12 protein-coding genes, 1 tRNA gene and 1 pseudogene are annotated in these 12,327 nt (G+C 62.5%); 13 read left to right on the top strand and 1 reads right to left on the bottom strand.

Going from position 1 to position 12,327, the window contains the following annotated elements; translation table 11 throughout:
* Positions 1 to 18: 18 nt before the first annotated feature.
* Positions 19 to 171: pseudogene (locus tag J2S71_RS12230) on the bottom strand (helix-turn-helix domain-containing protein); the annotation flags it as partial.
* 130 nt (positions 172 to 301) lie between these two features.
* On the opposite strand from J2S71_RS12230, the gene J2S71_RS03250 reads away from it, so the two are divergent.
* From J2S71_RS03250 to J2S71_RS03190, 13 genes are all read left to right on the top strand, one after another.
* Positions 302 to 1,162, top strand: coding sequence for a SinI family restriction endonuclease (locus tag J2S71_RS03250; protein ID WP_307388737.1), 861 nt, complete (start codon positions 302 to 304; stop codon positions 1,160 to 1,162).
* A gap of 18 nt (positions 1,163 to 1,180) precedes the next feature.
* Entirely contained in the window at positions 1,181 to 2,530 is a 1,350-nt protein-coding gene (gene purB, locus J2S71_RS03245) for an adenylosuccinate lyase (RefSeq protein ID WP_307388736.1), read from the top strand.
* Positions 2,531 to 2,613: 83 nt separating this feature from the next.
* Positions 2,614 to 3,825: a Tat pathway signal protein gene (locus J2S71_RS03240; protein ID WP_307388734.1), complete on the top strand. Its 1,212-nt coding sequence runs from the start codon at positions 2,614 to 2,616 to the stop codon at positions 3,823 to 3,825.
* Between the two features lie 92 nt (positions 3,826 to 3,917).
* The gene (locus J2S71_RS03235) at positions 3,918 to 4,637 is read left to right on the top strand and encodes a response regulator (protein WP_021727376.1); all 720 of its coding nucleotides are present in this window, start codon (positions 3,918 to 3,920) and stop codon (positions 4,635 to 4,637) included.
* A gap of 16 nt (positions 4,638 to 4,653) precedes the next feature.
* Complete coding sequence (locus tag J2S71_RS03230) at positions 4,654 to 6,150, top strand: sensor histidine kinase (protein WP_307388732.1); 1,497 nt, start codon at positions 4,654 to 4,656, stop codon at positions 6,148 to 6,150.
* A gap of 90 nt (positions 6,151 to 6,240) precedes the next feature.
* A complete protein-coding gene (locus J2S71_RS03225) occupies positions 6,241 to 7,137 on the top strand; it encodes a phosphoribosylaminoimidazolesuccinocarboxamide synthase (RefSeq protein WP_307388731.1) in 897 nt (298 codons plus the stop codon).
* On the top strand, positions 7,124 to 7,837 hold the full coding sequence (locus tag J2S71_RS03220; RefSeq protein ID WP_307388729.1) for a hypothetical protein: 714 nt from the start codon (positions 7,124 to 7,126) through the stop codon (positions 7,835 to 7,837). The genes J2S71_RS03225 and J2S71_RS03220 overlap by 14 nt, the downstream gene beginning before the upstream one ends.
* Positions 7,838 to 7,971: 134 nt before the next feature.
* A complete protein-coding gene (locus tag J2S71_RS03215; protein WP_021727354.1) occupies positions 7,972 to 8,325 on the top strand; it encodes an ArsR/SmtB family transcription factor in 354 nt (117 codons plus the stop codon).
* 214 nt (positions 8,326 to 8,539) lie between these two features.
* Positions 8,540 to 8,914 carry a 30S ribosomal protein S12 gene (gene rpsL, locus J2S71_RS03210; protein WP_021727427.1) on the top strand — a complete coding sequence of 125 codons (375 nt, stop codon included), beginning with the start codon at positions 8,540 to 8,542 and terminating at the stop codon, positions 8,912 to 8,914.
* Between the two features lie 48 nt (positions 8,915 to 8,962).
* Positions 8,963 to 9,433 (top strand): 30S ribosomal protein S7, encoded by a 471-nt coding sequence (rpsG, locus tag J2S71_RS03205; RefSeq protein ID WP_307388726.1) that lies wholly within the window; start codon positions 8,963 to 8,965, stop codon positions 9,431 to 9,433.
* Positions 9,434 to 9,454: 21 nt separating this feature from the next.
* Positions 9,455 to 11,551: an elongation factor G gene (gene fusA / locus J2S71_RS03200; RefSeq protein ID WP_021727459.1), complete on the top strand. Its 2,097-nt coding sequence runs from the start codon at positions 9,455 to 9,457 to the stop codon at positions 11,549 to 11,551.
* 60 nt (positions 11,552 to 11,611) lie between these two features.
* The gene (gene rpsJ / locus J2S71_RS03195) at positions 11,612 to 11,920 is read left to right on the top strand and encodes a 30S ribosomal protein S10 (protein ID WP_021727426.1); all 309 of its coding nucleotides are present in this window, start codon (positions 11,612 to 11,614) and stop codon (positions 11,918 to 11,920) included.
* Between the two features lie 246 nt (positions 11,921 to 12,166).
* A tRNA-Arg gene (locus J2S71_RS03190) sits at positions 12,167 to 12,242 on the top strand.
* The last annotated feature ends 85 nt before the right edge of the window (positions 12,243 to 12,327 follow it).

Here is a 12,327-nt window from a genome sequence, read left to right as displayed (position 1 = left end):
GTTTTCTCTCCGCATATATTCATCGATGTCATTGAGGTTGTAGACTCTTCTACTACCGCATATCTCGTAGGGTAATACCCCCTCTCGCGATATTCTTGAGACGGTTTGTTGCGTTATGCCTAGCATGTCTGCAACTGCGCTGGTACTAAGAAGAGTCAAGGAGCCTCCCATCTGATAAGGGACTAAAATAATATAGATTATGAAAATATTATAGACCATACTACCATTAAACTTACCCTGAGTTGCACATAGTAGTGAGATAATTCTCTGACGGCACTATTAATTTGTAGAATGGGGAATCATGGCTTCCAAAAACGCTGACAAACAGGCTATAAAACGCAAACTAGAAGATTCCATAGCCTACTGTGACTCTCACCATAGGCCGGTTCAACAACTTTTTGAATCGATTGTGGATCATCTTATCACGGCAAGCACCTGTAAATATGATGCCGTGGCGAGATCACATGAGATGAAGTCCCTTTTTCCCATCCTATCCGCTAGACAGACACGCGGTATGGTTCCTTCAATACCCATGAGGGACTCATCCCTCAATCTCAGTGCAGACGAGTTTTTGGAGCTATGGCTTAGGAAGTGGGTGGGAAAATATGTCAAGGCCTGGGAGATACTTCCTAGCGAACGGTGTGCCAACCAAAAGGGTACCGTTACGGATGAAGCGCTCGTTAAGATGGTGGAGTCTCCTTATCATGCTGGTTCAGAGGCCCTAGCCTATGAATGGGCAACACATCATAACCTTTTCATGTCTGCAGAGAATATAGGCGGTAACCTACTGGAAGAGTATATCGGCCAAAAAGTAGCATCATACGGGTGGATTTGGTGTCGTGGCACCATTCTAACAGCTATTGATTTCTGCCACAGAGACTGTGTTCATATGTTCCAAGTGAAAAATAAGACGAACACAGAAAATAGCTCGGGAAAGGGTTTTCGCGAGTATAGAGGGGCAGAAGTGTGGCACCGAATGAAGGCGGAAAGACAAGACGGTCGCATTGTCACATATTGGCCTGACCTTGTAGCGCTATTGAGAGGTCCGGGTGGATTGACCCAAAACATCGCCGATGACCTATTAAGCGAACGAGATTACCTTGAGTTTGTTGCCAAGGTTGCTTCGAAGAATCCGGATCTTATCACTGGTGATGAGGGATAGAAATCGAAGGGAATCCACATGATCGACCGCTACACCCGTCCCGAGATGGGACGCATCTTCTCGCTTGAGAACAAGTACGCCATCTGGCAGGAGATCGAAGTGCTCGCCTGCGAGGCGCATGCCGAGCTGGGGGAGAATGGCATCACCAAAAAGGAGGCCAAGTGGATCCGCGACCACGCGGCCTTCGACAGGGCCGAGGTGGACGAGCTCGAGGCCGTCACCAACCATGACGTCATCGCCTTCCTCACCAACATGGGCGCCTATGTGGACAGGGACGTCCCCGAGGGGGATCCCAAGCCCAGCCGCTGGATTCACTATGGCATGACCAGCTCCGACCTGGGCGACACGGCGCTGTGCTACCAGCTGACGCAGGCCTGCGACCTCATCATCGAGGACGTGCGCGCGCTGGGTGCCCTCTGCAAGCGCCGCGCCTTCGAGGAGCGCGACACGCCCTGCGTGGGGCGCACGCATGGCATCCACGCCGAGCCCATGACCTTTGGCATGAAGTTTGGCTCCTGGGCCTGGGAGCTGCGCCGTGACCTCGACCGCCTGCTCGACGCCCGCAGGGGCGTCGCCGTGGGCGCCATCAGCGGCGCCGTGGGAACCTACTCCAGCATCGACCCCCGCGTGGAGGCCTACGTCTGCGGGCACCTGGGACTGGACTTTGACCCGCTCTCCACACAGGTCATCAGTCGCGACCATCACGCCTACCTGGCGGGCGTGCTGGCGACGATGGCTGCCACCTGCGAGCGCATCGCCACCGAGCTGCGCAACCTCCAGAGGACGGACACCCTCGAGGTGGAAGAGCCGTTCAGGAAGGGCCAGAAGGGCTCCAGCGCCATGCCCCACAAGCGCAACCCCATCACCGTGGAGAAGGTCTGTGGCCTCTCACGCGTGGTGAAGGCCAACGCGCAGGTGGCCTTCGACAACGTGGCCCTGTGGCACGAGCGCGACATCAGCCACAGCTCCGCCGAGCGCGTCGCGCAGGCCGACAGCCTCATCGCGCTCGACCACATGCTCCAGTGCCTCATCCGTGTCGTCGATGGCCTCGTGCTCTATCGGGAACGGATGCTGGCCAACCTCGACAGGACGCGGGGCCTCATCTACTCCTCCAAGGTGCTGCTGGCGCTCGTGGACACGGGCATCACGCGCGAGGACGCCTACCAGATCGTGCAGAGGAACGCCATGGACACCTGGCGAGAGGTGCAGCAGTGCGTCTCGGGTACCTCGTTTCGCGAGAAGCTTGCGGCAGACCCCCTCTGCACGCTCACGGCAGAGCAGCTCGACCGCATCTTTGACCCCAGGAGCTTCCTGGCGCGTGTCGACGTGGTGTTCGACCGCCTCGAACGGCTGAGCTTCGACGAGTAGCGGCATGCGAGTATACTGGGCGCCTCCACTAGGGACAGCCCGGGGGTGGTGGGCGACAGATGGGCAGACGGACACAGGGGTTCTTGACCACGACGCGGCGCGGGCTCTTCCGCGCTGGCGTGGCGACGGGCATTGCCGTGGCCTCCATCGGCGTGCTTGCGGGCTGCAAGCACAAAGATGATGGCTCCACCCGTCCTACGGTGGTGGATGGGGGCTCTGCCGACTACGTCATAGATCCCAGCACCAACGAAAGCAACTACTCCTCCGCCGAGCTCTCCCTCAAGGAGACGGGCTCCTGGACCATCGCCGTGGGTAACGTCCTCAAGCCCAGCGAGGGATCGCTCGTCGCCGCGACGACGGCCGGATCGTCCGCCGCCCCCATGGTGAAGGCGTCGACGTTCTCGATCTCGTCGGGGGCAATCTCCGAGCTGGTGACCGAACCGGTCGCCGACGACAAGGGCAACGTGGTCATCTACGACGTGGGCTGCTCCGACTCGGTCTATGCCTGGGTCGAGCTCGACCTGCTCACGCATGACTGGGCTCTCTATGCGACGGCGCTTTCGAGTGGCAAGCTCGCGGGCGACCCCACGTCGCTCTGGTCTGCGGGCGCCGACTGGGATCCCGCGTCCTTCGTGGTCTCGGGCAAGATGGTCATCTGGCAGGTCATGCCCTCCAACTCCGGGAGCAGGCGCTCCGAACACTCCTACTGCTACCTCTGGACGGTGGGTGACTCCTCCGCCACGACGGCTGTCGATTCCCCCGGACGCTTTGGCACCGCTCCGACCGTGTCCGATGGCATCGTCACCCTCACCCCGCGCGTGAACGCGGACGCCGGCACATACTACGGCATCACGGCCTACGGCCTTTCCGATGGCATGGGCTCTCAGATCGACCAGCTCGTGCTTCCCTCGGAAGTCAAGCCCTTCAGTGCCGTGCGCATGGGAGACGACTTTGCATTCTCCATCGAGGCCAACTACTCGTCCGGCGGACTGCTTGGGCAGATGGGAACCTACATCGGTCATGGGGAGGGACCCTTCGTGGCGCTCTCCCGCGAGCCGTCCGCGCCCGTCGCGGGGAAGGGCAGCGTCTATATCGTCCGTGCCAACGCGTCCTATTTTGTGATCGATACCGATGCGCGCACCTATGCCACGCTTCCTGCGGCGAACAGGGCGCTTGACTATGGCGAGTATCCCGTGCGCGCCGGGACGTGTGATACCTTCGTCACCTATGCGACCGTCAAGACGCAGGACACGGGCTATCCCGAATCGGTCAGCGTGCGTGCGTTCGCGCTCTAAAGTCCGTGCATTCCAATCCTCCCTGCGCTAATATGGAGGAAATGCAGAGAGTTTGTGTACAGGTGGGCGTTCAGCTAGACAGAGGAGGCCCTATGGCTACGGAAGAAAAGAAGATCCTCGTTGTCGAGGATGAGAAGACCATTCGCGATGCCGTTGCAGCATATCTCGAGCGGGAGGGCTATATCGTCCGCGGGGTTGGCGATGGGCAAAGCGCCATCGAGGAGTTCGAGAAGCACACGTTCGACCTCATCATTCTCGACCTCATGCTCCCCAAGCTCTCGGGTGAGAGGGTCTGTCGCGCCGTGCGCGAGACCTCGAACGTGCCCATCATCATGCTCACCGCAAAGGGTGAGGTGGAGGATCGCATCATTGGCCTTGAGCTGGGCGCCGATGACTATCTCATCAAGCCGTTCTCTCCGCGCGAGCTCGTCGCCCGCGTGCGCGCGCTGCTGCGCCGCGCCCACGCCGAGGCGGAGCCCCAGCTGGAGGTCCTGGACTTTGGCGATCTGGTCATAGACATCTCTGGCCACAAGGTGCTGGTGAATGGCTCCGAGATCGACCTCACGGCCTCCGAGTTCAAGCTCCTCACGACCCTGGCCCGCTATCCAGGGCGCGTCTATACCCGCATGGAGCTGGTGGAGAAGGTGCTTGGCTACGACTTCGAGGGCTACGAGCGCACCATCGACTCCCACGTGAAGAACCTTCGTGCCAAGCTAGGCGATGACCCGCGCAACCCCAAATGGCTCTACACCGTGCATGGGGTTGGCTATCGCTTCGAGGCGGCGCAGAAGCCTGATGCTCAGGATGCATAGACGCCAATAGGTAGCCATGGCAACGGAACGGGAACACACGAGCTTCCCCGGGAACAACGGCGAGCCCCCTTCGGGGGAGTCCCGCTATAGCACCATGCAGCGTCACTCGCGTCCCGCTGGACCGGGGAAGACCTTCAGCGGACGCTCGGTGCTGTTCTTCGTGCTTACGGCGATTGCCACCACGCTTGTGTTCGCCCTGGTTCTTGCCGTGGTCTGGGAGAGACGCTTCGAGAGCCACTCGCACCAGAGGCTGCAGCAGATGGCAGACCGGGGTGCGATCGAGATCGCGCGCTGCTATGAGGATGCCGGCGGCTGGTCTGATGACGTGTCCGCCCGCGCGGCGGCCCTCGATGACAGCAGTGACGATGCGAGCGTTCAGGTGCTCTCCTCTGCCGGGGAGGTCATCTATGATGGCTCCGACCGCCACCCCGACCGCCTGATTCCCAGCCTCTCCCAGACAGACGCCTCGAAGGTGGTCGATGCCCCCATCGTTGACGCGGGTGGCACCGTCGTGGGAACGGTGCGCATGTGGTCCCTGGGGTCGGGCTTCCTGCTGGCTGAGAGTGACAACGACCTCAAGATGGACTCGTACCAGGCGATCATCGAGGCGGGCATCATCAGCGTCATAGCCGCCACCGTCATTGGCTACTTTGCCTCCCGCAGGTTGCTGAGGCCCATACGCAAGATCACCTACACCGCCATGCAGATCAGGAACGGCGACCTCACGGCGCGTACGGGCCTCAAGGGGGACGATGAGGTCGGCCGCCTGGGTGAGACCTTCGACGGCATGGCATCCGAACTGGAGCGGGACATCAAGTTCGAGCACCGGCTCACCAGCGATGTGGCCCACGAGCTGCGCACGCCCCTCATGGCCATGATTGCCACGGTGGAGGCCATGCAGGATGGCGTGCTGCCCACCGACAGCGAGCACCTCGAGACCGTCGACAAGGAGGTCCGCCGCCTCTCTCGCCTGGTTGATGCCATGCTGCACCTCTCGCGCCTGGAGAATGGCTCCACGGAACTCAAGGTCGAACGGACGGACCTGGTCACGCTCGTCAAGAGTCTGGTCTCCGTGCAGCAGCAGCTCTTCGCCGACCAGGGTCTGCGGCTTAACTTCGACGACCGCACACACGACCATCGGCTCGTTGCGGAGGTCAGTCCCGACCTCATCCGTGAGGCGCTCACCAACCTCATGTCAAACGCCCTGCGCTACACGCCAGAGGGCGGGCAGGTGCTTGTGAGCGTTGGGCGTGGGCGCGGTGGCATGGCCCTGCTCTCCGTGCAGGACACGGGCATGGGCATCGCCAAGGAGGATGTCTCCCGCGTGTTCTCTCGGTTCTGGCGCTCTGACGCCAGCCGTGAGCGCGTCTCTGGCGGGCTGGGTGTGGGGTTGGCCCTCACCAAGGAGATCGTCGGCCGCCATAATGGCGCCATCGACGTGGAGTCCGAGCTGGGCAAGGGAACCACGTTTACGATTCGCATACCGCTTGTCCACAAGGAATCGCTTGGATAGCCATGTGCCCACGCGTGGTCACGCGCGGGAGGCGACGCGCTACAATCAAGGACGCCCATCCTTGTGACGACACCCAAAGGAGGCCAAAGCATGGCGGCTATGGAGCTTCGTCCCGATTCCCATGGTAAGGTGCGTGACCTCTACGACTGCGGGGAGAACCTGCTCATGGTGGCAAGCGACCGCATCAGCGCGTTCGACCTCGTCCTGCCGGACGAGATTCCCCACAAGGGAGAGGTGCTCACGCGCATCTCGCGCTTCTGGTTCGATAGGTTCGCCAACCTCATGCCCAACCATCTCATCTCCATGGACGTGGCGGACTACCCCGCAGGGTATCAGCGCTATGCCAGCTACCTCATGGGTCGCTCCATGCTGGTGCGGAAGGCCCAGACCATCCCCATCGAGTGCATCGTGCGTGGCTACCTTACCGGCTCGGGCAAGAAGACGTATGACCAGGACGGCACCGTCTGCGGCATCAAGCTCCCTGCCGGCCTCACGGAGGCCTCCAGGCTGCCAGAGCCCCTCTTCACACCGTCCACCAAGGCAGAGCTGGGCGACCACGACGAGAACATCTCGTTTGATCGCTGTGCCGAGCTTGTTGGTGACGAGGTGGCCCAGCGGCTGCGCTCCGCGTCGCTCAAGCTCTATCGCGCCGCAGCAGACTACGCCGCGAGCCGCGGGATGATCATCGCCGACACCAAGTTCGAGTTTGGCTATATCGATGGCCAGCTCACCCTCATCGACGAGTGCCTCACGTCCGACTCCAGCCGCTTCTGGCCGGCGGAGGGCTACGAGCCCGGCAGGGTGCAGCCCAGCTACGACAAGCAGTATGTGCGAGACTGGCTCAGGGCCAACTGGGACATGACGGGCGAGCCACCCCACCTACCCGCCGAGGTCATAACGGAAACGACCGGCCGCTACGAGGAGGCATTCCAGAGGATCACCGGTACCGCATTCAAGCCCATGAAGGAGTCCAATGTCACTGCGTGAGACCATCGAAGGCGCCCGCAGGGAGGCGGCCGGGGCAGGAGGCCTGGGCCTTCCCAAGAAGGGCGCCCCCAAGGACACGTCCGACGCGGACGAGGCGGAGGAACCCCGCGGCTTTGCCCGGCGCTCGGTCGCCCGCGCCAAGCCCGCCCGCGAGGCGGCACGGGGCGTGCGTGTGGTCAGCGCGAGCTCGGTGCGCTCGGGCAGGCAGGCGGCCAGCGGCAAGAGCCACGCCGAGATGAGCAGGGAGGAGCGCAAGAACGCGCGCCGTGCGCGGCGTGAGCAGGATGATCGGGTGGCGCAGGCCGCCCGGGTGCTGATGCGGCGCAATCCGGAGTACCGCAGGAACCAACGGGTGTGGTGGATCACAATGGGCGTGGGCATGGCCTTGATTCTTGTCTCCACCGCCCTCAGCGCATTCCCTGGCGGCAACCTTGACTACAGCACCGTGGCGGGCTTCCTTGCCATCGTCTGCCTGGTGCTGTCCTATGGTGCCATCATCGGCGGCTTCGTCTATGACTGGCGCAAGGTGAGCCCCATCCGAAACGCGGCGAGCGAGCTGGCGGCAAGCATGACACCCAAGAAGCTTCAGCAGATCATTGAGTCCGACGATCGCGAGCGTGCCACCCGGGCATCCGAGAGGGCCAAGGCCAAGGAGGCGCGCCGCGCCAGGCGATCCACGCGGCACGAGCAGAGCAGATAGCCGCCCTCGTGCGCACACCGCGGCGCGACCCCGTTGACGAGGGCCCCGCCTGTGCCTGGGGCGCTACACTGAGGTAGGTGCAGGCAGGCTGGCCATGGGGCATGCGCCCCTTTCGGGAGAGGGCAGGGAGCCCCATGCGGGGGATCGATGCAGACGGGATAGGCGAGCTGCTCGACAACGACGACGTGGTCTATAGTGCCACGCAGATCTTCGACGCGCTCTCCGACTCCACGCGCTTCCAGATCATCGGCGTGCTCCTGCAGGGGGAGCGAGGGGTCTCGGAGCTCCAGGAGGTGTGCGGCGTCTCGCAGTCGGCCATATCGCATCAGCTCAGGCTCCTGCGTGACCGTGGCCTGGTGTCTGCGCGCCGCGATGGCCAGCGCATGATCTACTCGCTCTCCGACGAGCACGTGACCGACCTCATGTGCATCGGGCTCGCCCATGCCGCCGAAGACGCCGGTGCCGAGGATGCGTCGGAGCTGCCGTAGGCCACCCGCCGCGAGCCGGGGTGCCAGCTGTGTGCAAAGCATGTAATCTGCCCGGAATAGGGATACACCCGGAGCCGTGGTCTTTTGACAACAGCACGGAGCGCGAGTAAAGTCATTCGTCGCGCTGAAGATCCGAGGAGACGGTGCTGCGCCCCCTCTGATGCATAGGTGCTTGCGCACCACCCACCGTAAGCCCTCATGAAGGAGAACAGCTTTGCCTACCATCAACCAGCTCGTCCGCCAGGGCCGCGTGTCCCACAAGGCCAAGTCCAAGAACGCTGCCCTGCAGCACAATCCGCAGAAGCGTGGCGTCTGCACCCGCGTCTTCACCACCACGCCCAAGAAGCCCAACTCGGCACTGCGCAAGGTCGCCCGCGTGCGCCTGGTGAACGGCATCGAGGTCACCGCCTACATTCCCGGCGAGGGCCACAACCTTCAGGAGCACTCCATCGTGCTCATCCGTGGTGGCCGCGTGCGCGACCTCCCCGGCGTCCGCTACAAGATCGTCCGCGGCGCCTACGACTGCGCGGCGGTTCAGGATCGCAGGAAGGCTCGCTCCCGCTATGGCGCAAAGCGCCCCAAGGAGTAGCCACAAGCGTTCCGTCTGAATTCGCAACCAGTTCTGAGGAGATGCAACATGCCGCGTCGTGCAGCAGCAATCCGTCGTGAGGTCACTCCCGACGCCGTCTACAACAACCGTCTCGTGACCCAGCTCATCAACAAGGTCCTGCTCGATGGCAAGAAGGCCACCGCAGAGCGCATCGTCTATGGCGCCTTCGACCTCGTGCAGCAGAAGACCGAGCAGGATCCCCTGTCCGTCTTCAAGAAGGCCATGGACAACGTGCGCCCCACCCTCGAGGTCAAGCCCAAGCGCGTGGGCGGCGCCACCTACCAGGTGCCCATGGAGGTCAACTCCCGTCGTGCCACCACGCTCGCCATCCGCTGGATCGTCAACTTCTCGCGTGACCGCAAGGAGAAGACCATGGCCGGGCGCCTCGCCAACGAGATCATGGATGCCGCCAACGGTGTGGGCGCCTCCGTCAAGCGCCGCGAGGACCTCTTCAAGATGGCCGAGGCCAACCGCGCGTTCTCGCACTATCGGTTCTAGGCACGGGGGAGCAGACAACACATGGCAAAGGCTAAGTACAAGCTCGAGGACCTCCGAAACATCGGCATCATGGCGCACATCGACGCCGGCAAGACCACCACGACGGAGCGCATCCTCTACTACACCGGCAAGACCCACAAGATAGGTGAGGTCCACGACGGTGCCGCCACCATGGACTGGATGGTTCAGGAGCAGGAGCGTGGCGTGACCATCACCTCCGCCGCAACCACCTGCTTCTGGAAGGATCACGTCATCCAGATCATCGACACCCCGGGCCACGTGGACTTCACGGCCGAGGTCGAGCGTTCCCTGCGCGTCCTCGACGGCGCCGTTGCCGTCTTCGATGCCGTCGCGGGCGTCCAGCCCCAGTCCGAGACCGTCTGGCGCCAAGCTGCCAACTATGACGTGCCGCGCATCGCCTTCATCAATAAGTTCGATCGCGTTGGTGCGGACTTCTGGCATGCCATCGACACCATGAAGGACCGCCTCGGTGCCGTGGCCGTGGCCACCCAGGTTCCCATGGGTTCCGAGTCCAACTTCTGGGGCCTCATCGACCTCGTCACCATGACCGCGTGGGACTTCAAGGAAGATGAGAAGGGCATGATCTACCCCGAGCCCATGGAAGGGATTCCCGACGAGTTCGCCGAGATTGCCCAGCAGAAGCGCGAGGAGCTGCTCGACGCCGCCTCAAACTACTCCGACGAACTCATGGAGAAGGTGCTCATGGACGAGGAGGTTCCCGTGGATCTGCTCAAGGGCGCCATCCGCACCGGTGTGCTTGCCAACGAGCTCAATCCCGTCTTCGTGGGCTCCGCCTACAAGAACAAGGGCATCCAGGAGCTGCTCGATGCCGTCATCGACTACCTTCCCAGCCCGCTGGACGTCAAGGAGATCGACGGCACCAACCCCAAGGGTGAGACCGAGGTGCGTCATTCCGATCCCAAGGAGCCCTTCAGTGCCCTGGCCTTCAAGATCATGACTGACCCCTTCGTGGGCAAGCTCACCTACATCCGCGTATACTCCGGTCAGGCGGATGCGGGCAGCTACGTCTACAACTCCCTCAAGGACAACCGCGAGCGTCTGGGTCGCATTCTCGAGATGAACGCCAACGACCGCGTCGACCGCGAGAACTGCTCCGCCGGCGACATCGTCGCCTGCGTGGGCCTCAAGAACACCTCGACCGGCGACACCCTCTGCGACGAGAAGCACCCCATCGTACTCGAGTCCATCGACTTTGCCGACCCCGTCATCGACGTGGCCGTGGAGCCCAAGAGCAAGGCCGAACAGGACAAGATGTCCGTGGGCCTCGCCAAGCTCGCCGAGGAGGATCCCACCTTCCGCGTGCACACCGACCACGAGACCGGCCAGACCATCATCGCCGGCATGGGTGAGCTGCACCTGGAGATCATCGTCGACCGTCTGCGCCGCGAGTTCAAGGTCGAGTGCAACGTGGGCAAGCCCCAGGTCGCCTACCGCGAGACCGCCGGTCATGCCGTGCAGCACGTGCAGGGCAAGTTCGTCCGCCAGTCCGGTGGTCGCGGCCAGTACGGTGATGCCATCATCGACGTGGAACCCATGGAGCCCGGCTTTGGCTACGAGTTCGTGAATGCCACGGTGGGTGGTTCCATCCCCAAGGAGTACATCCCCTCGGTGGACAAGGGCATCCAGGGTGCGCTCGAGTCAGGCGTCATCGCCGGCTATCCCGTCCAGGACATCAAGGTGACCCTGGTCGATGGTTCCTACCACGAGGTCGACTCCTCCGAACAGGCCTTCCAGGTTGCCGGCTCCATGGCCATCAAGAACGCCCTACAGCAGTCCAACCCCGTGCTCCTCGAGCCCATCGAGCAGGTGGAGGTCGAGACGCCCGAGCAGTACATGGGCGATGTCATGGGCAACCTCTCCGGCCGGCGCGGCAAGATCGAGGGCATGGAGGATCGCACCAACACCAAGGTCATCCGTGCCAAGGTGCCTTTGGGCGAGATGTTTGGCTACGCCACCGACCTGCGCTCCCAGACGCAGGGCCGTGCGAGCTACACCATGCAGTTCGACTCGTACGAGCCCGTTCCCAAGAACATCCGCGAGGAGATCGTGTCCAAGAACGGCGGAAACGCTTCGTAAGTAACCACGCAACGAGCGCCCAGCTCCCGTTCGAGCTCGCTCATGATGGAGGTAAGTATCGTGTCCAGCCAGAAGATCAGGATCCGCCTCAAGGGCTACGATCACGAGGTCGTCGACCAGTCCTCGAGGCTCATCGTCGACACCGCGCAGAAGACGGGTGCCCGCGTGTCTGGCCCCATCCCCCTGCCCACCGAGCGCAACCTCTACACGGTCATCCGCTCGCCCCACAAGGACAAGGACTCGCGCGAGGAGTTCGAGATGCGCACCCACAAGCGCCTCATCGACATCCTCGATCCCAGCTCGACCACGGTTGACTCGCTGATGCGTCTCGATTTGCCTGCGGGCGTGGACATCGAGATCAAGCTCTAGGCTCTCCCGACGTACAGGGCGAGAGGGGAGGCACCCGGTTGGCTTCTGCCGCCGGGTGCCTATCTCTGTGCGTTCGGGCTGGCACGAAGTCTCGTAGCCTGACATAGACTCAGCGCCGTGAACTTTGCTAGAGTCCTCGCCGCCGCGGGGCCATTTCCCTAGGGTGGCGCCATGCCAGAGTCTTTGCGATACGGGGCGTTGTCGGCGGTGGGCGTGCGCCAGAGATGCTAGAATCATTGCTTGCATGGCCCCGTAGCTCAGGGGATAGAGCACAGGTTTCCTAAACCTGGTGTCGACGGTTCGAATCCGCCCGGGGTCACCATATGCATGTCCCAGGCCGGCCGCACATGCGGCCGGCCTGTTCGTTGAGACCTCGATGCCCCTTGCCCCGCGACCATATTGAGGCG

Source organism: Olsenella profusa DSM 13989, assembly GCF_030811115.1.
Taxonomy (GTDB): domain Bacteria; phylum Actinomycetota; class Coriobacteriia; order Coriobacteriales; family Atopobiaceae; genus Olsenella_F; species Olsenella_F profusa.
This window is presented reverse-complemented; position numbering and strand designations above follow the sequence as displayed.